The 18,076-nt window shown below is 63.4% G+C and carries 22 protein-coding genes and 1 tRNA gene; 7 read left to right on the forward strand and 16 right to left on the reverse strand.

All coding sequences use genetic code 11. From position 1 onward, the window contains the following. Positions 1-15: 15 nt before the first annotated feature. From ABCN56_RS14525 to ychF, 6 genes are all read right to left on the reverse strand, one after another. Entirely contained in the window at positions 16-1,938 is a 1,923-nt protein-coding gene (locus ABCN56_RS14525; RefSeq protein ID WP_343081547.1) for a UvrD-helicase domain-containing protein, read from the reverse strand. Positions 1,939-1,957: 19 nt separating this feature from the next. Next, the gene (locus ABCN56_RS14530) at positions 1,958-2,344 is read right to left on the reverse strand and encodes a hypothetical protein (RefSeq protein WP_343081548.1); all 387 of its coding nucleotides are present in this window, start codon (positions 2,342-2,344) and stop codon (positions 1,958-1,960) included. Then, positions 2,341-2,850: a hypothetical protein gene (locus ABCN56_RS14535; protein ID WP_343081549.1), complete on the reverse strand. Its 510-nt coding sequence runs from the start codon at positions 2,848-2,850 to the stop codon at positions 2,341-2,343. The genes ABCN56_RS14530 and ABCN56_RS14535 overlap by 4 nt, the downstream gene beginning before the upstream one ends. A 159-nt stretch (positions 2,851-3,009) precedes the next feature. Next, positions 3,010-3,228, reverse strand: coding sequence for a DUF4258 domain-containing protein (locus ABCN56_RS14540; RefSeq protein WP_343081550.1), 219 nt, complete (start codon positions 3,226-3,228; stop codon positions 3,010-3,012). Positions 3,229-3,951: 723 nt separating this feature from the next. Beyond that, positions 3,952-4,041: transfer RNA gene (locus tag ABCN56_RS14545), tRNA-Ser, on the reverse strand. 64 nt (positions 4,042-4,105) lie between these two features. Continuing rightward, positions 4,106-5,203: a redox-regulated ATPase YchF gene (gene ychF / locus ABCN56_RS14550; RefSeq protein WP_343081551.1), complete on the reverse strand. Its 1,098-nt coding sequence runs from the start codon at positions 5,201-5,203 to the stop codon at positions 4,106-4,108. Between the two features lie 245 nt (positions 5,204-5,448). Here ychF and ABCN56_RS14555 point away from each other — a divergent pair, with 245 nt between their 5' ends. Then, positions 5,449-5,853 (forward strand): VOC family protein, encoded by a 405-nt coding sequence (locus ABCN56_RS14555; RefSeq protein ID WP_343081552.1) that lies wholly within the window; start codon positions 5,449-5,451, stop codon positions 5,851-5,853. Between the two features lie 62 nt (positions 5,854-5,915). After that, positions 5,916-6,707 carry a tryptophan synthase subunit alpha gene (gene trpA, locus ABCN56_RS14560; protein WP_343081553.1) on the forward strand — a complete coding sequence of 264 codons (792 nt, stop codon included), beginning with the start codon at positions 5,916-5,918 and terminating at the stop codon, positions 6,705-6,707. A gap of 15 nt (positions 6,708-6,722) precedes the next feature. On the opposite strand, the gene ABCN56_RS14565 is transcribed toward trpA, so the two are convergent. Next, complete coding sequence (locus tag ABCN56_RS14565; protein WP_343081554.1) at positions 6,723-7,496, reverse strand: ZIP family metal transporter; 774 nt, start codon at positions 7,494-7,496, stop codon at positions 6,723-6,725. A 129-nt stretch (positions 7,497-7,625) separates the two neighbouring features. Here ABCN56_RS14565 and ABCN56_RS14570 point away from each other — a divergent pair, with 129 nt between their 5' ends. After that, entirely contained in the window at positions 7,626-8,789 is a 1,164-nt protein-coding gene (locus ABCN56_RS14570) for an alpha-hydroxy acid oxidase (protein WP_343081555.1), read from the forward strand. A 5-nt stretch (positions 8,790-8,794) separates the two neighbouring features. On the opposite strand, the gene ABCN56_RS14575 is transcribed toward ABCN56_RS14570, so the two are convergent. Next, positions 8,795-9,940, reverse strand: a complete 1,146-nt coding sequence (locus ABCN56_RS14575) for an MFS transporter (protein ID WP_343081556.1) — start codon at positions 9,938-9,940, stop codon at positions 8,795-8,797. A 212-nt stretch (positions 9,941-10,152) separates the two neighbouring features. Here ABCN56_RS14575 and ABCN56_RS14580 point away from each other — a divergent pair, with 212 nt between their 5' ends. From ABCN56_RS14580 to ABCN56_RS14595, 4 genes are all read left to right on the forward strand, one after another. Beyond that, positions 10,153-10,782, forward strand: a complete 630-nt coding sequence (locus ABCN56_RS14580) for a 50S ribosomal protein L25/general stress protein Ctc (protein ID WP_343081557.1) — start codon at positions 10,153-10,155, stop codon at positions 10,780-10,782. 122 nt (positions 10,783-10,904) lie between these two features. After that, positions 10,905-11,585: an aminoacyl-tRNA hydrolase gene (pth, locus tag ABCN56_RS14585; RefSeq protein ID WP_343081558.1), complete on the forward strand. Its 681-nt coding sequence runs from the start codon at positions 10,905-10,907 to the stop codon at positions 11,583-11,585. 81 nt (positions 11,586-11,666) lie between these two features. Further along, positions 11,667-12,812, forward strand: coding sequence for a serine hydrolase domain-containing protein (locus tag ABCN56_RS14590; RefSeq protein ID WP_343081559.1), 1,146 nt, complete (start codon positions 11,667-11,669; stop codon positions 12,810-12,812). A gap of 8 nt (positions 12,813-12,820) precedes the next feature. Continuing rightward, a complete protein-coding gene (locus ABCN56_RS14595; protein WP_343081560.1) occupies positions 12,821-13,189 on the forward strand; it encodes a DUF2237 family protein in 369 nt (122 codons plus the stop codon). 18 nt (positions 13,190-13,207) lie between these two features. Here ABCN56_RS14595 and ABCN56_RS14600 read toward each other — a convergent pair whose 3' ends face one another. From ABCN56_RS14600 to ihfB, 8 genes are all read right to left on the reverse strand, one after another. Continuing rightward, entirely contained in the window at positions 13,208-13,741 is a 534-nt protein-coding gene (locus ABCN56_RS14600) for a helix-turn-helix transcriptional regulator (RefSeq protein WP_343081561.1), read from the reverse strand. A gap of 60 nt (positions 13,742-13,801) precedes the next feature. Then, a complete protein-coding gene (locus ABCN56_RS14605) occupies positions 13,802-14,230 on the reverse strand; it encodes a hypothetical protein (RefSeq protein WP_343081562.1) in 429 nt (142 codons plus the stop codon). 124 nt (positions 14,231-14,354) lie between these two features. Next, positions 14,355-14,810: a PepSY domain-containing protein gene (locus ABCN56_RS14610; RefSeq protein WP_343081563.1), complete on the reverse strand. Its 456-nt coding sequence runs from the start codon at positions 14,808-14,810 to the stop codon at positions 14,355-14,357. Positions 14,811-15,038: 228 nt separating this feature from the next. Beyond that, positions 15,039-16,271, reverse strand: a complete 1,233-nt coding sequence (gene trpB / locus ABCN56_RS14615; protein WP_343081564.1) for a tryptophan synthase subunit beta — start codon at positions 16,269-16,271, stop codon at positions 15,039-15,041. A gap of 13 nt (positions 16,272-16,284) precedes the next feature. After that, positions 16,285-16,734 (reverse strand): GNAT family N-acetyltransferase, encoded by a 450-nt coding sequence (locus tag ABCN56_RS14620; RefSeq protein ID WP_343081565.1) that lies wholly within the window; start codon positions 16,732-16,734, stop codon positions 16,285-16,287. Continuing rightward, a complete protein-coding gene (locus tag ABCN56_RS14625) occupies positions 16,731-17,381 on the reverse strand; it encodes a phosphoribosylanthranilate isomerase (RefSeq protein WP_343081566.1) in 651 nt (216 codons plus the stop codon). The genes ABCN56_RS14620 and ABCN56_RS14625 overlap by 4 nt, the downstream gene beginning before the upstream one ends. Before the next feature lie 10 nt (positions 17,382-17,391). Beyond that, positions 17,392-17,754 (reverse strand): lipopolysaccharide assembly protein LapA domain-containing protein, encoded by a 363-nt coding sequence (locus ABCN56_RS14630; RefSeq protein WP_343081567.1) that lies wholly within the window; start codon positions 17,752-17,754, stop codon positions 17,392-17,394. 9 nt (positions 17,755-17,763) lie between these two features. Beyond that, positions 17,764-18,045, reverse strand: coding sequence for an integration host factor subunit beta (ihfB, locus tag ABCN56_RS14635; protein WP_343081568.1), 282 nt, complete (start codon positions 18,043-18,045; stop codon positions 17,764-17,766). Positions 18,046-18,076: the final 31 nt, after the last annotated feature.

Genomic DNA, 18,076 nt, shown 5'->3' on the forward strand with positions numbered 1-18,076 from the left:
TTCAATCGAAAGAAATTAAGTCTTCGACCCAACCCTGATGATCCCTTCCATTGCTTTGATGTAGGGATTCTCGTCCAATGCTTTTGGCTTCGTGATGTCTTTATGCTGTGGCCACGTCCGCCCGTATTCTGATAGCTCGGGCGCCGAGCACACGACTGTTAGCCAACTCCCCTCTTGACTTCTCTTCAGCCGGGTCAAGCCAGCGTACACCAAAGCCAAGCTTTCGGCGTGCGCAGCCTCGGTGACGTAGACGACGAGGAGGCGCGATTCCCAACCCTTGAAGCTGTGCAAGGTCGTTGCCTTGATCTTGGCATCGCCCATGTAGAACCCCATCTTTCGGCGGCGATGATCTACGCCGAAGGTGTCAACTGCATGGATGCGATATTCCGAAAGACGCTCCACGACGCCGGCTCCGGACTTCATATCTCCGGCCAGCATGGTGATATCCGCATTGGCCAAACCGTTCTTTCCGGTTTGGCGCATCAAGTAGAGGATTTCGTCCGAGCAAACCGTCTCCGCGTTCTCTGGGTCGCACTGCACCCAGCGAAGATGGCAGGGGTAGAGGTCTAGCGATCCTTGCTCCGGCTCGGGAAGATCAATCACTTCTTTCGGCAGGAAAGCCTCGGCGAAGTTCCGTGCTAGGTTCAGAGCGTCCGGGGGCAGCCTATAGCTGACATTTAGTTGTGCCCACCGGCCACCGGGGAACCCGGCACCTTTCATGACATCGTCCGTCCATGCCCCTGCTGTGCCGTAGACATCCTGAGTGGCGTCAGCCACCAGAAGCATTTCACCGTCAGGCTTGCACGCCTGGCGCAGCACGTTCCACCAGAGCGGGCGATAGTCCTGCCCCTCATCAACAAGGATCGCGTCATACCTGCTCGCGCCAGGCTGATGGATCGCTTCCTCCGCTAGTCGAGGAAGCGCGACGTTCAGAACATCTTCTTTCCGTCCATCCGAAAGTACTGACTTCCACAGGTCGTCATACCGATGCTCCCAGCCAACCTCGTAGCAGACGTGTTTGCACCAGAGATGAAAATGCGTGAACTGGATGTTCCTGATGCGATGAGGGGCGTCGATACCACGAACGATTAGATCCCGCAGATAATGCCACAGCGTGATGTTGAAGGTGGCGACGAGTACCGATTTCCCTTCATTTGCAAGACGTGCTGCGCGTGCGGCGAGTACTAGGGACTTTCCGGAACCAGCAGGGCCCTTGATCCTGCGATATCCAGTCTCAGTCCGGGTTTCTGCCAAGGTACGCTGATTCCGATCCAGAACTAATGGTTTCCTCTGTGTCGACGCGAAATCTGGCTCGACCAGCCATCCCCGTAAATCTTGCGCACGATCTTCCGACATTACTCGGGAGCCCGTCCGCGAAAACTCCGGGAAAATAGCTTCCAAGTCTCCGGAGGAGAGCTCTTCTATCCCGCTCACAGGCTGATACCTGGCGTATCTGTCACCGGATGTCGACTTGAGAAACGGCTCGAAGAGCTTCTTCAGGTCATCCGCCCGAGCAAAAGGAAAAATTGCACCGGCCGTGATCGCCGCCCAGCCATTCCCCTTTTGAAGCCTCGGACAGTACAGATCGAATATTTCCTTCTTGTAGAGGTTGACCTTCGTGATGGGATTCTCTTTTTGAATGCTGAATTCCTTGCCGTCACGCTCAGCCCACAGTGCATGGCCCCATTGGTCCTTTCTGGTGAAATACCGCATGGCGCGGAGGTCCCAGTCTTTCACCTCAAATACTCCAATGCCACCATTTGGATTCATGAGCACGAAGTCCGGCCTGAGGCCATTGAGGTGTGGCTGGATGTATATTTCCCAATCACTCGGCAGGTGATCATTAAAGGCATCCAGGACTTTCTTCTCACCCTCAGTTAGACTTTGCCGAAGCCTGGGATGTTCTGCCAGAGGTGGATAAATTACTCGCTGGATCATTGAAATATCCGCTCCGATATCAAATCTTCTTGGACGAAATGAGGATTTCCCCCATTTGCTTCTTGATGGGGTCTTCAATTTCTAGGATGCCAGCTTTCTGGAGATAGTCGAGCGCACTGCCTTCCTGGAAACCGTAAGCATGTTCGCGCTCAAGAGCATGCTCTGCAGCATCCATGATCGCATCCGCGTTGATTGTCGAAGATGCAGCATACTCGGCCAGGCGGCGCGAAATCTCATCTGTAATCAGCGCGGAGGGGCTCTTGCCCGCCAGCTTGGAGAGAAGGTCAAGCATCACTGCGACCTTATCGCCGGGCCGCACATTGACCATGGAGTAACTCTCGGCGCGTGCGTCCGCTTGAGCTTCGCTGATTTCGTTAATCAGTTTGGACAGGATTCCGTTGGTCACTTAGCCAGACCTTTCAGTTTGTCACGCAGGCCGAGATAGGTGGGGCTGCGATAGTCTTCTTCCGTGTACTGATACCCTGCTGGCATACTCACGTCCGGTGGTTGGCCATGTGGGTTGCTGTACTCCAACATGCTGTGAAGCATGTGTCGAAAGTTGGGACCCAATGCGTCATAGACCCAAGGCAGAGACAGATCGTCGTACGATGCAGACAAATCTGCGACGTGAGCCAACAGGACCCGCGCATCACCTTCTTCGATGCTCAGTAGTTCGTCGCGCAGGATGTCATGCAGGATCTGATTGATCAGCGTTGATCGCGTCACTCCGTGAGTCTTGGCGAGTGCGTCTAGCAGGCACACATCATCCTGCTTTACGCGGATGTTGAACTTTCGGTCGCTCTTGGCGTGCCTGACGTCCTCTTCTGCATGCGCAGCAAGTTTGTCCTGCATAACACGGACAGTGAATTCCCCACGCTTTGTCGTGAAAGATCGGGTATGCTCTTCAGCCACGGCAATACCTCTTGGCGTTGTGACGGAACCTCTTGGTGTTGCGGAAAACCGTGATCTGGGTTGCTCCGTCATCCCCGATAGCCAGCGTCGCTCCACCAGCCCGACGCAGACGTTCAAGGACTTTCAGCCTCATCCGCTTCCGATCGATCTCTTCGCAGTTCATCCTTCATTCCTCCACAGGTCACGCTGCTCCTTGGCTCTGCGTTCGAGCGCCGCGATTTCATTCCTGAGCGCCCTTTCCGCCCGGGCACATGCGTCCCCGGACAAGACAAGGCGGTCTGCGCGAGCGTTCCACTCACCGAGTTCGAGGACCACGCTGATCTCTTCCTCGGAGATGCCACGCTGGCGCATCCGATGTTCCATGTGTTCTGTGCGCATATCGACATCCTTAGCCAGTTTGTGACCCTTTATATGAGCCAAAATCTGGCTATGTCAATATGCCTTGTATTGGCTGGCTTGACTGGAGCCTGTCAGACGCGGTCGAGCGAGGATCTAACCTGTGCAGATGTCGCATTCGCCCAGCTCACCACGACGGCTTCGGTGCTTGGCTGCGCTGGGATCGTCGAACGTCAGACGCCTTGCTACCCGCAATCCCCATCTCGATCAGTCGCGTAAGAGCAGCATGTGCCCGGTTCAAATGTTGAGGGTGACGTTTCAATCTGCGCTGTGCTTGGGCGACCTGGGCTGAATGAAAGAACATGGCTCGAAGCGATCACGATGCGCTTGGGATTGAGCAGACGAGAATAGACTTTGCCGAGCAAAAGCCACTCCGCAAACCGCCCGTACCGCTGCGCGCCTTCTGGCCAGCGCACGCATCTGCTGCGCCTCCTGCATGTTCGAACTCTGTTTCGCTCGATAAGCAATGGAAACAGGGCGCACAGTTTTGGCGGTGCTGCGAGTCAGGCTATTGAAAAAGCGTGATAAAATCCAACCGAACCGAATTCGGCGAGGTTCGCCCGAACAGAGACGAAGCGCCGTTCAGAGCCCAGAACGGGCTTGGGGCGCAGACTCAGAGGTTCGAATGGGGGAGGCAAAGCCCTTTGAAAACACGACTATTTCCGCGCCGCGTGGGGCGCCTGTCCGTGTTCACGACAGGGATGATGGCGGAGACGAAGGGATTCGAACCCTCGAGACGGTTTCCCGTCTGCACCCTTAGCAGGGGTGTGCCTTCGACCACTCGGCCACGTCTCCGCCGACGGGTTTATCCGCATTCTGCGGGGGAGGACAAGGGCAATATCGGCGGTTTCAGGTCTGCTCAGGCATTGAAGAGGAAGTGCAGCACGTCCCCGTCCTTGACCTCGTAGGTCTTGCCTTCCACGCGGAGCTTGCCGGCTTCGCGCGCGCCCGCTTCGCCCCCGAGTGCAACGTAGTCCTCGTAGGCGATGGTTTCGGCGCGGATGAAGCCGCGTTCGAAGTCGCCATGGATCACGCCGGCGGCCTGCGGGGCGAGAGTGCCCTTGCGGATCGTCCAGGCGCGGGCCTCCTTGGGGCCTACGGTGAAGTAGGTCTGAAGGCCGAGAAGATCGTATCCCGCGCGGATCAGGCGGTCGAGGCCGGGCTCCTCAAGGCCCATTTCCTGAAGGAACATCTCGGCCTCCTCGCGGTCGAGCTGGCTGATCTCTTCCTCGATCCGGGCGGAGATAACGACGTGGCCCGCGCCCTGCTCGGCGGCCATCTGGGCCACGCGGTCGGAAAGCGCGTTCCCGGTCCCGGCGGAAGACTCCTCGACGTTGCAGACGTAGAGGACGGGCTTCGAGGTCAGGAGCTGGAGCATCGCCCAGGCCTTCGCGTCCTCGGCGTCCACCTTGACGGTCCGGGCGGGGCGGCCGCTTTCGAGCGCCTCGAGCGCCTGTTTCAGAAGCCGCTCCTGCGCCAGCGCCTCCTTGTCGCCGCCCTTGATCTTGCGGGCGATGTTCTGAAGCCGCCGCTCCACCGACTCGAGGTCGGCTAGCATCAGTTCCGTCTCGATCGTCTGTGCGTCCTCGATCGGGTCTACCCGACCCTCGACATGGGTGATGTCGCCGTCCTCGAAACAGCGAAGCACATGCGCGATCGCATCGACCTCACGGATATTCGCGAGAAACTGGTTGCCGAGCCCCTCACCCTTCGAGGCGCCCTTCACGAGGCCCGCGATGTCGACGAAGGTGATCCGCGCCGGGATGATCTGCTTCGATCCGGCGATTTTCGCAAGCGTGTCAAGCCGCTTGTCGGGCACGGCGACCTCGCCCACGTTCGGCTCGATCGTGCAGAAGGGGAAGTTGGCGGCCTGCGCCGCGGCGGTGCGCGTCAGCGCGTTGAACAGCGTCGACTTGCCCACGTTCGGCAGCCCGACGATCCCCATCCTGAAACCCATTCTGCACACCCTCCGGTCGCGTTGACGGCGGGTTCTATGGGCAGGCCGGGGCCGGGGTCAAGCCCGGGCGCAACCGAAGGCGGCCCGAGCGCCGGATTGGAACGGGCTTTGGGCATTGGCGCGCAATACCGCAAAAGCGGGGCGTCACGACAACCCGCCTGGCGCAGTCGCCACATTCAACACCCTTTGCGCGGGAGCCGGGCGGGGCCTAGTCTGCCCGCAGACCCGAGTTGCGGAGGCGCATGATGAGCTTCACCCCCTATATCCATTTCGACGGCACCTGTGCCGAGGCGATGACCTTCTACGCCGGTCTCTTCGGCGCGACCGACCTGCAGATCATGCGCTATTCGGAGGCCCCGCCCGAAGCGGGCGACGTCGCACGGTCCGACCGCGTCATGCATTCGCAGTTCACCGTGAAAGGTGCCCCGCTGATGGCCAGCGACTTCCCCCCGGGCACGGGTGACAAACAGGCCGCCGTCAGCATCATGTTCGACGTTCCCGACGCGACACGAGGCGCCGCCCTGTGCGACGCGCTGGCCGAGGGCGGCTCGGTCATCATGCCGTTCGGGCCGACTTTCTTTGCCCCCGGCTTCGGCATGGTGAAGGACCGTTTCGGGACGCATTGGATGATCAGCGCGCTTCAGGGTTGACGGGCATTGATTTCCGCGCCGGTTTTCTGCACATCTGCCGGGCCTGAGGAGAGGGACCAAGCATGACCCGGATCGACCAGAAATTCGCCGAACTTCGCGCCGCGGGGCGAAAGGCCTTCGTCGCCTACGTCATGGCGGGCGACCCGGACTATGCCACGTCGCTCGAGATCGTGAAGGGCCTGCCCGCCGCCGGCGTGGACATCATCGAGCTTGGCATTCCGTTCACCGATCCGATGGCCGACGGGCCGACGATCCAGATGGCGGGGCAGCGCGCGCTCGAAGCCGGGCAGACGCTCCAGAAGACGCTCGACATGGCGGCCGAATTCCGCAAGGCCGACCAGACCACGCCGATCGTCATGATGGGCTACTACAACCCGATCTATAACCGGGGCGTCGACAAGTTCCTGGTGGACGCGAAAGCCGCCGGCGTGGATGGCCTCATCGTCGTCGACCTTCCCCCCGAGGAGGACGCCGAGCTCTGCATCCCGGCACAGGACGCGGGGCTCAACTTCATCCGCCTCGCGACGCCCACGACCGACGACCGGCGCCTGCCCAAGGTGCTGCAGAACACATCGGGCTTCGTCTATTACGTCTCCATCACCGGCATCACCGGGGCCGCGGCCGCCGAGGCCGCCGAGGTGGGTCCGGAAGTCGCCCGCATCAAGGCAAAGACCGATCTTCCGCTGATCGTGGGCTTCGGCATCCGCTCGCCGGAAACCGCGCGCGCCATCGCCTCGGTGGCGGATGGCGCCGTCGTCGGCTCGGCGATCGTGAAGATGATCGAGGAAAAGCATTCCGTGCCCGACATCCTCGCCTTCGTGAAAAGCCTCGCGGACGGTGCCCATAGCGCCTGACGGGCGCCTGCGCGGCTAGCCCAGCGAGACGTCGAGGAACAGCATCAGCACAAGGCCGATCGTCAGCCCCGTCGTTGCGGCGTTCTGATGCCCGTGGCGGTGGGTCTCGGGGATGATCTCGTGGCTGATAACGTAGATCATCGCGCCAGCCGCGAAGGCAAGCCCCCAGGGCAGGATCGGCTCTGACAATGTCACGGCCGCCACGCCGATCAGCCCGCCGACCGGCTCGACAAGCCCCGAGAGCGTCGCGATGGCGAAGGCGCGAAGCTTGCCGTAGCCCTGCCCTCTCAAGGCCACGGCGACGGCGAGCCCTTCGGGCGCGTTCTGCAGCCCGATCCCCGTCGCCAGCGTCATGCCGTTCGTGATGTCGCCGCCTCCGAAGCCTATGCCGACGGCCATTCCTTCCGGGAAGTTGTGGATGGTGATCGCGATGATGAACAGCCAGATCCGGGACATCGCACCCGCGTCGACGCCCTCCCTGCCCTCGATGAAGTGCTCATGCGGGAGAAGTTCGTTCAGCCCCGCGACCGCGACGACCCCCAGGACGATACCCCCGACGGCGATCAGCGCCGCGATCGTCGAACTGCCATAGCGCGCCTCCGCCGCCTCGATCCCCGGAAGGATCAGCGAGAAGAACGAGGCCGCCAGCATGACGCCCGCGGCGAAGCCCAGCAGGCGGTCGTTCCAGGCCCGGCTGATGGTGCGGCCATAGAGCACCGGGACCGCGCCGACAGATGTCATCAGCCCCGCTAGCAGACTGCCAAGAAGTCCCCAGAGAATGATGCTCATGTCCACCTCTCACCGCGCGGTCATCCGATACCGCCGCACAGGGGAACGCAAGTCCCCGACTGCGCCATTGCCAATTCCGCCACGAATTGGCAAACCAACCTAACCAATCCCGGCGAAGGAGCGCAGCGCATGCCTGCCATTACCTGCATTGACGACCTGAAGCGCCTCCACGAGCGGCGCGCGCCCCGGATGTTCTTCGACTACTGCGAAAGCGGAAGTTGGACGGAACAGACCTTCCGCGAAAACACCACCGATTTCGCCGACATCCGGCTCCGACAGAAGGTCGCGGTGAACATGGAAGGCCGCACGACGAAATCGCAGATGATCGGCCAGGACGTCGCGATGCCCGTCGCGCTCGCCCCCGTCGGGATGACCGGCATGCAGTGCGCCGACGGCGAGATCAAGGCCGCCCGCGCCGCCGAGAAGTTCGGCGTGCCCTTCACGCTCTCCACCATGTCGATCTGCTCGATCGAGGACGTGGCCGAGGCCACGACGAAGCCGTTCTGGTTCCAGCTCTACGTGATGCGCGACAAGGATTTTGTCGCGGGGATGATCGAGCGCGCGAAGAAGGCCAAGTGCTCGGCCCTCGTCCTGACGCTCGACCTTCAGATCCTCGGCCAGCGGCACAAGGACCTGAAGAACGACCTGAACGCGCCGCCGCGGCTGACGCTCAAGAACCTTCTGAACCTCGCGACGAAGCCGCAGTGGTGCCTCGGGATGCTCGGCACGAAGCGGCGCACCTTCCGCAACATCGTCGGCCATGCCAAGGGGGTTCAGAACCTGAACTCGCTAATGTCATGGACGGCCGAACAGTTCGACCCGCGCCTCGACTGGGACAAGATCCGCCAGATCAAGGACATGTGGGGCGGCAAGCTGATCCTGAAAGGCATCCTCGACGCCGAGGATGCTCGCCGCGCGGCGGATTTCGGCGCGGATGCGATCGTCGTCTCTAACCACGGCGGCCGCCAGCTTGACGGCGCGCTGTCGTCGATCCGGATGCTGCCCGAAATCGTCCGCGCCGTCGGCGACAAGACCGAGGTGCACCTCGACAGCGGCATCCGGTCCGGTCAGGACGTGCTGAAGGCGCTCGCCCTCGGCGCGAAGGGCACCTACATCGGCCGCAGCTACATCTATGGCCTCGGCGCGATGGGCGAGAAGGGCGTGACGAAGGCCCTGGAGGTGATCCACAAGGAGCTCGACATCTCCATGGCGCTCTGCGGCGAACGCGACGTGAACAACCTGCGCCGGGACAACCTGCTTATCCCCAGCGGGTATTTCGACGCCTATCACTGACCGGGCTAGCCGCCCCGGCGCTGCAGCATCCGCGTCCAGGGAATGAGGGTCGCCATCACGCAGGCGATGACCAGGAAGGCGACCCTGAGCCCCGCGAACTCCGCGATCAGCCCCATCGCCGTTGGGCCGATGAAGAATCCCGTGAAGCCGATCATCCACGCGCGGGAGATCGCGAAGCCGCGCAGGTCCGGATGCACGAGGCGCCCGAGGATCGAATTGGCCGAAGGCACGACGACCGCGACGCCGAGGCCGAGGAGGCCGACGCCAAGGACCGCGACCGCCTGAACGGGCGCGAGACCGATGACGATCGCGCCCACGACGCCAAGCGCGGCGGACCACAGGATCAGCCCCGCCTCCCCTAGCCGCGCGGCCGCGAACTGGCCCGACAAGCGACCGAAGCCCATGGTCAGGCCCAGCATCATCGGGCCGAAGCCGCCCTCCCCCGCCGCGCCGCCGAGCGTGCGTTCGATATGCAGCGCCGACCAGGCTTCTGTCGCGTTCTCGCATATGAAGGCGGCGAACAGGATCGCGGCGGCGGGCAGGATGACCCCCCAGGGCGATCGCCCGTCCCCACCGTCCCCCTTCTGCTCGGCGGCGAGCCAGCCGCGCCCTTCCACCATCGCCCCGGCGAGGGCGAGACAGGCAAGTGCCACGAAGGGCAGGATCTCCGCCGCGCCGAAGCCCGCCTTCCGGGCAATGCTCGTCGCAAAGGCGGAGCCTGCGAAGCCGAAGGAGAACATGGCGTGGTTGAGGTTCATGAGGTGCAGGCGGTGCCGCTCCTCGAGTTGGCTGATCCGGACATTTGCCGAGATGTCGAGCATCGACACCGCGGCCCCCATGCCGAAGAGCGCGAGCCCCAGGCTGGGAACGCTGTCGGCCATGATCGGCAGGAACAGGGCCAGGAAAAGCGCCGCGCCCGACAGGGGCAGGATCCGCCGCCCGAGGGCAACGGCCACGCGCGGCGAAAGATACATCGACAGCATGCCGCCCACGGCGGACATGATCAGCGCGGTGCCGAACTCCGCGTCGGAGGCACCGGCCTGCGCCTTGATCTCGGGCACCAGCGCCGCGAAGCCGCCCCAGAACACGCCGACCGCAGCGAGTCCGGCGATCGGCGCGCGGCTTACCCGCGCTGCCTGGATGATGGACATGCCTGCCCCCAAGATACGGACCGGGACGCCATCCGCCCCGCCGTCTGGCTAGCACTCTTGCGGCGCGGTGCAACAGTCAAGACATGTTTCGCCGTTCCCGCGCGCGCGGAACCGGAGATTCCGCTTCCCATCCGCCCCGTTCCCGTGTAAGGGGGCGGCCTCGCGGGCATGCACCCTTGGAGGATGTCCGCCTAACATTATGGAGAGACCAAATGGCTGGTGAGATCCCCGATCTTATCGCCGAGGTACGGACGGGGACAGGCAAGGGGGCCGCCCGTCAAGCCCGTCGTGAGGGCCACGTACCCGGCATCGTCTACGGCGGTGGGCAAGACCCGCTTCCGATCAACGTCGATTTCAACAAGCTCCTGACCCGGCTTCGCCAGGGCCGCTTCCTGTCCACGCTCTTCAACCTGAAGGTCGATGGCCACGAAGACGTCCGCGTGATCTGCCGCAACGTCCAGCGCGACGTGGTGAAGGACCTGCCGACGCATATCGACCTGATGCGCCTGCGCCGCACCTCGCGGATCAACCTCTTCATCCACGTGACCTTCGTCAACCACGACAAGGCCCCGGGACTGAAGCGCGGCGGCACGCTGACGATCGTCCGTCCGGAAGTCGAGCTTGAAGTGACCGCGGGTGACATCCCCGATCACATCACTGTGGACCTCACCGGCCTTCAGATCGGCGACGTGATCCACATCAACGACATCGCGCTGCCGGAAGGCGCGAAGCCGACGATCGCTCGGAACTTCGTCATCGCCAACATCGCGGCGCCGTCGGGTCTGCGTTCGGCCGAAGGCGAAGAAGCTGCCGAAGAAGAGGCCGAGGGCGAAGAGGAATAATCCTCATCTCCCGGGAAGTTTGGAAACGCGGGACCGAAAGGTTCCGCGTTTTTCTTTGCCCGGTCATTGCAGGGCTGCCGCCCCCGCCATAGTCTCTCGCCGGACGATACGGATACTCGACGATGCGCCTTTTCGTGGGCCTCGGGAACCCCGGGGCGAAATACGCGGGCAACCGCCACAACATCGGCTTCATGGCCGTGGACCGGATCGCCGCCGATCACGGGTTCACGCCGTGGCGCTCGAAATTCCAGGGCGCGATCGCGGAAGGACGGCTTGGGAGCGAAAAGGTCGTGCTCCTGAAGCCCCAGACCTTCATGAACCTCTCGGGCCAGAGCGTCGGGGAAGCGATGCGCTTCCTTAAACTCGAGCCGTCCGACGTCGTCGTCTTTCACGACGAACTAGACCTCGCCCCGGGCAAGTGCCGGGTGAAGCAGGGCGGCGGCCACGCGGGGCACAACGGCCTGCGCTCGATCCACGCCCATATCGGCGAAAGCTACGGGCGCGTGCGCTTGGGCATCGGCCACCCAGGACACAAGGACCTCGTGGCCTCCTACGTCCTGCACGACTTCGCAAAGGCCGACGAGGCGTGGCTCGACGACCTCATGCGCGGCATTTCCGACGGCGCCCCCGCGCTCGCCGCCGGCGATACCGCCGGGTTCCAGAACGCCGTCGCGCTGCGCGTGAACCCGCCACGCTCGTCCAAGTCACCGAAGGCCGAGGAGAGTCCTCCGGAACCCAAGCCGGAGGTGGAGCCCGAAGACCGGCGCTCGCCTCTCCAGAAGCTCGTCGACAAGTTCCGCTGAGGTTCCATTGCCAGGATCCGCTCCACATGCTGATGTCGCAGGATGGAGAGCGTGGAGATGCGGCGATTTCGGATATGGGCCATGACGGGCCTGCTCATCCTGACAGTGGCGCTCGGGGTGCTGGCGTACTGGAAGCGCGCGGAACTGGTTCGGCTGAGAGCCGTGATGACGCTCTTTGCGCCGGACCGGATCGTTCACAATTTCAGCAACATGAACGAGCTGTTCCACACGACGCCGGTCCCGCGCGGCGCCGGCCCGGTCTCGGAACTGCCACGGGGGGCGCCCATGTCCGCCCCCGAGGGCTGGGAGGACTGGCTCGCACGCCACGCCGTCACGTCCATCGTCGTGCTCGAGAACGGCGCGATCGTGCATGAATCCTACCTGCAGGGCACCGGGCAGGATGATCTGCGCGTCACCTGGTCGGTCGCGAAATCCTGGTTCTCCGCGCTTTTCGGGGTCCTCGTGGCCGAGGGCCACCTGGAAAGCCTGGACGACGAGGTGGTGAAATACGCCCCGCAACTGCGTGGCAGCGCCTATGACGGCGCGAGCATTCGCAACGTGCTGAACATGGCCTCGGGCGTGGAGTTCAACGAGGACTACCTCGACTTCTGGAGCGACATAAACCGGATGGGCCGCGTTCTCGCGATTGGCGGCTCGATGGACAAGTTCGCGATGCGTCTTGGCGGGCGCATGGCGCCGCCTGGGGAGAAATGGCAGTACGTCTCGATCGACACGCATGTTCTGGGGATGGTGGCGCGCGGCGCAACGGGGCGGGCGATACCGGACCTCATCTCCGAAAGGATAGTGGCGCCGATGGGGCTGGAATCGGAACCCTATTACCTGACCGACATCTACGGCACGGCCTTCGTGACGGGCGGGCTCAACATGCGGACCCGCGACTTCGCCCGCTTCGGGCAGATGTTCCTCCAGGAAGGTTTCTGGAATGGCCGCCAGATCGTTCCCCGCGACTGGGCGCTTGAAAGCACGCGTCCCTCGGCCCCAACGGTGCCCGGCGAGTTGCGCTATGGCTACCAGTGGTGGATCCCCGAAACCGGCCCCGAGGGCGAGTTCCTTGCCCGCGGGGTCTACGGCCAATATGTCTACGTGAACCGTCCAGCAGGCGTTGTCGTCGCCGTCACGAGCGCCGATCGCCAATTCCGGGAAGCCGGCGTCTTCGAGGACAGCCTTGCGATGTTCCGAAGCCTCGCCGCGCACCTGTCCGAGTGAGGTCGAGAGTGGAAAAGGACCCTTCCCTGAACGTCCTGGGCGAAGCGCTGCAGCCCTGTTCGCAGGATCCCCTGACCGGGTTCTTCCGGGACGGGCACTGCAACACATGCGCCGAGGACCGGGGCAGCCACACGGTCTGCGCGGTGATGACGGCGGAGTTCCTCGCCTTTTCCAAATACGTGGGCAACGACCTTTCCACGCCGCGCCCGGAACTCCGCTTCGCCGGCCTCAAACCCGGCGATCAGTGGTGCCTCTGCGCGTCACGCTTCCTTCAGGCCCATGACGAAGGCTGCGCGCCCAAGGTCCGCCTCGCGGCCACCCATGCGCGTGCGCTCGACATCGTGCCGTTGGACGTTCTGAGCCGATACGCGGAGTGATCCGGCGGCCGCGCTTCTTCACTTCACTGGCGCGGGTTCCACCGCCGTCTCCTCCGTCCGCAGGGGCATTGGCCGGTCGTCCATCAGGTCATCGATGAAAAGGCTCAGGAGTTGCGGACGGCCGCTGACCCCTGCCTTCCGATAGATCGCGTTGGTCTGCGCCTTGACCGTACCCTCGGATGTGTTCCGGAGCGCGGCTATCTCCTGCGTGCTCATGCCCTTGATCGCGAACAGGGCCACGTCCTGCTCGGCCGGGGTGAGCCCCCATTCCGCCATCCTCTCCGCGAGCAGTTCCATGAACGCGCCCGATGCGCGACGAAGCTTCTCTTCCGCAAGTCGATGGGCGCGGATCGAACGATAGAGCAGCATCGCTCCCATCACGAGGCCGAGCAACAGGCCAAGGGACGCACCGATTTCCAGGTATTCCCGCGTCTGCCAACTGATCGGCTGGGCATAGATCCCGAAGACTGAAAGCACGATGTCGGACACGAAGAAGAAGGCGCAGAGCGCCTGAAGCAGGAGAACGGTGAGGACAAGCAGCCAGCCTTTCACGCTTCAGTTCACCTTCGTTCCCTCGCCGGTATTCGAGGCGCAAACAGCGGGTCCCGTCGCTCAGTCGTCGTCGCTGCCATCGTCATCGCCGCCGTCGTCGTCGCTGTCATCGCTGTCGTCGTCATCGCTGTCGTCATCGTCGTCGTGGTCGTCGTCCCGGCTGCCGCCCACGCCGTCGTCATCATCATCGCCCATCTCCGACGGATCGATCAGACGAGCGCCACCGCCCGTCTCCTGCCCCGCCCCGAGAACCTGCCAGAAGTCGCGAAGGATTTCGCCCGTGCGGGGGTTGATGATGATCTCGCGCCGGTAACGGTCGCTCAGCGCAACGATGCGCGTACGTCCGAGCAGCGTGCGGCCGATCGTGATCGAAGTGTAGCCCTGTTCGCGGAGTTGGGTCACGACCGAGTCGACAACGCCCTGACCAAAAACAGGCGTCGCGAACAGCAAAGCCGCGCCTGCCAAACCAATAAATGTTCTACGCTTCATACCGTTGCCGGGCCCCGTGCAGGCGGACGACCGCCGCCGCCACTATTGGCTAAGACCAAACCACTCGCAAGAATCACTGGGTCGGGGCCGCGGAAACCCGCCGCCCCGAACGTGAGCCGATGCTTCAGTCGTCGTCTCCGTCGTCATCATCGCCGCCGTCGTCATCGTCGTCGTCGTCATGATCGTCGTCATGATCGTCGTCATGATCGTCGTCATGATCGTCGTCGTCATCTTCGTCTTCGTCGTCATCGTCTTCGTCATCGTCTTCGTCGTCCGCGGCCTCGCTTTTTTCGCTGATGAGCGAGCCGTCGGGGGCGTAAGTGCGCTCGGTCTCGATGCCACCCTCGGTGATCTCTTCCTTCACCAGGATCCCGTCGGCCGTGTAGACCTGCTCCACCTTGGTTCCGGGCTTCGTGGCCTCCACCTTGATTTCGCTCGTGCCGACCTTGACGTGGATCCTCTCGAAGCCTTGGTCGGTCAGATCCGCGACGATCGCGTCCGTCACCTCACTGGCGAAAGCCATGCCCGCCGAAAGAGCCACCGCCGCAGCCGTCATCACAAGTTTCTGCCTGATAGTCATCTTCTGTCCTCTCTTGTCTTCGGGTGAGCCGGATGGGGACGGCCAAGCCACACCTCCCGGATGTGACCAATCTCTTCCGAGGATCAAGGATGCACCATTGCCCGAAGGTTTAGGCGTGCGGAAAAAATCCTGCAAAAACAGTCATAAACCCAGGTTTATGCGCTGGCATGGCTGACGAGGGCGGAAAGATCCGCGACGGCGCCAGGATTTTCCCTGGCGCCGCGAGAATCAGATCTTCATGTCGAAGCCGAGGTGCTTGGCCACCGTGAAGATGTCCTTGTCGCCCCGGCCGCACATGTTCATGACGATGATGTGGTCCCTGGGGAGCGTCGGCGCGATCTTCATCACGTGGGCCAGCGCGTGGCTCGGCTCCAGCGCCGGAATGATCCCCTCGAGCTTGCAGGAGAGCTGGAACGCCTCCAGCGCTTCCTTGTCCGTGATCGAGACGTATTCCGCCCGCCCGGTTTCATGCAGCCATGAATGCTCGGGACCGATGCCGGGATAGTCGAGCCCGGCGGAGATCGAGTAGCCCTCGAGGATCTGCCCGTCGTCGTCCTGCAGGAGGTAGGTGCGGTTGCCGTGCAGCACGCCCGGCCGCCCGCCGGTGAGCGAGGCGCAATGCTCCATCCTGTCGTCAACGCCCTTGCCGCCCGCTTCCACTCCGATGATCCGCACCGAAGGATCGTCGAGGAACGGGTAGAACAGTCCCATCGCGTTCGAACCGCCGCCGATCGCGGCGATGACCGTGTCGGGAAGGCGGCCTTCGCCCTCCTGCTCGGCGAGTTGCCAGCGCACCTCCTTGCCGATGATCGACTGGAAGTCGCGCACCATCGCCGGGTAGGGGTGCGGGCCCGCCACCGTGCCGATGCAGTAGAACGTGTCGCGTACGTTCGTCACCCAGTCCCTGAGCGCATCGTTCATCGCATCCTTGAGCGTCCCGCGACCTGACGTGACCGGGATCACCTCGGCACCGAGCAGGCGCATCCGGAAGACGTTCGGCGCTTGCCGCTCGACATCATGTGCGCCCATGTAGACCACGCACTTCAGGCCGAACTTGGCGCAGACGGTAGCGGTGGCCACGCCATGCTGGCCCGCGCCGGTTTCGGCGATGATGCGCGTCTTGCCCATGCGGCGGGCGAGGATGATCTGGCCGAGCACGTTGTTGATCTTGTGCGCGCCGGTATGGTTCAGCTCGTCGCGCTTCATGTAGATCTTCGCGCCGCCCAGATGCTCGGTCAGGCGCTGCGCGTGGTAGAGGGGCGAGGGTCGACCGACGTAGTGCTTCCAGAGATCGTCCATCTCCGCCCAGAAGGTCTGGTCGGTCTTGGCCTTCTCGTATTCCTTCTCAAGGTCGAGAATGAGCGGCATCAGCGTTTCCGAAACGAAGCGCCCGCCGAAAATCCCGAACCGGCCGTTCTCGTCCGGGCCGGTCATGTAGCTGTTGATCAGGTCCTCGGCCATCCTCGCCTCCCCCTCAGGTCAGTTCGCGTTTAAAGCCAATGTGGGACGGGGTAAAGCCGAGCCCTTCGTAGAAGGCTCGGGCGCGCTCCCGTGTCGCGTTGGTGGTCAGCTGGATCAGCCGGCAGCCCGCCGCCCGTGCCCTCGCCTCGGCATCGGCCATCATCGCCGCGCCGACCCCAGCCCCGCGCAAATCGGCCGCCACGCGGACCGATTCCACCTGCGCCCGCCGCGCCGCCCGCAGCGAGAGGCCAGAGATGAAGGTGATCTGGTAGGTTCCGACGATCCGGCCCGCCTCGTCCTCGCCGACGATCAGGTGATTGGCGCCCTCGCCCCGCATCCGCTCGAAGGCCGCGAGGTAGCCGCCAGGATCCTCGCCCTCCCGCGCCGCGCCGAGCGCGTCGTCGCGCAACAGCGCAACCACCGCAGGCACGTCCTCTGTCTCCGCCTCACGGAACCGGATCATGCCGCAGCTTCTCCCCTGGCCGCCTTGATGAAGGCGCGGATCAGCGCCTCGTCCTTCACACCCGGCGCGCTTTCCACGCCCGAAGACACATCGACCTGCCGCGCGCCTGTCAGGTGGATCGCCTGAGCCACATTCTCGGGCGTGAGCCCGCCCGCGAGCATCCAGGGGCAGGGCCAGCGCCGGCCGGCGATCAGCCGCCAGTCGAAGGCTATCGCGTTGCCACCGGGCAGCGGCGCCCCTTTCGGCGGCTTCGCGTCCACCAGGATCTGGTCGGCGGCCTTCACATAGGCATCGAGTGCGGGAAGATCGGCCTCATCGGCAATGCCAACGGCCTTCATCACCGGCAGGCCGCAGCGCTTGCGCACCTCGGCCACACGCTCCGGGCTTTCCTTGCCGTGAAGCTGGAGCATGTCGAGCGGCACCGCATCCAGAATCGCGTCGAGTTCCGCATCCGTCGGGTCCACCACCAGGCCGACCTTGACGACCCCCGGAGGCACCTCGAGCGCCAGCGCGCGCGCCTCGTCAATGGTCACGTGGCGTGGCGACTTCGCGAAAAAGACGAAGCCGACGTAATTGGCCCCCGCTTCCACGGCGGCAGCGACATGGGAGGCCTCGCGCAGGCCGCAGATCTTTACCCGGGTGTCCATCTTGCGTGACTTAGCGTCCCGCGGCTGGCTTCTCAAGAAGCGCCAGAACCTCGTCCTTCGGTTCCGCCTTCTCGTCCCTCAGGCGCGAAACCTCGCGCTCCAGCTTCTCGACCTCGCGCCCCTTGCGGTTAGCCTCGGACCGGTGCTTGGCTTCCCGGAACCATTCCCAGACGAAACCGATCAGCAGTCCCGCGACGATGCCCGCGAAGATCACGATGAAAAGGGGCAACTCCATGGCCCAGCCGATGCCGAGGAAATCGCCGGTCCCCTCGGGCAGGAGTCGCAACACGACCGGATCGCGGTTCGCGAGAGCCACGATCAGGAGCAGGATGCCCAGAAGGACGAGGAACAGGTATCGAAGTTTGCGCAGCATGCGCCAGACCTAGCCCTCGTTCAGGCGGTCGCGCAAGAGCTTTCCGGTCTTGAAGAACGGAACAAATTTCTCTTCGACGTCGACGGCCTCTCCGGTGCGCGGATTCCGGCCCGTCCGGGCGTCGCGTTTCTTAACGGAAAACGCGCCGAAACCCCTCAGTTCGACACGGTCGCCCCGCGCCAGGGCCTCGATGATTTCTTCAAAGATCGTATTCACGATCCGTTCGACGTCACGCTGAAAAAGATGTGGGTTTTCTTCGGCAATCTTCTGGATGAGTTCCGACCGGATCATCAACGCCCCCCTGGTGCAGCCTCGTCAGCCG

Origin of the sequence: Ostreiculturibacter nitratireducens, from assembly GCF_032670585.1 — a bacterium.
Lineage (GTDB): Bacteria > Pseudomonadota > Alphaproteobacteria > Rhodobacterales > Rhodobacteraceae > Ostreiculturibacter > Ostreiculturibacter nitratireducens.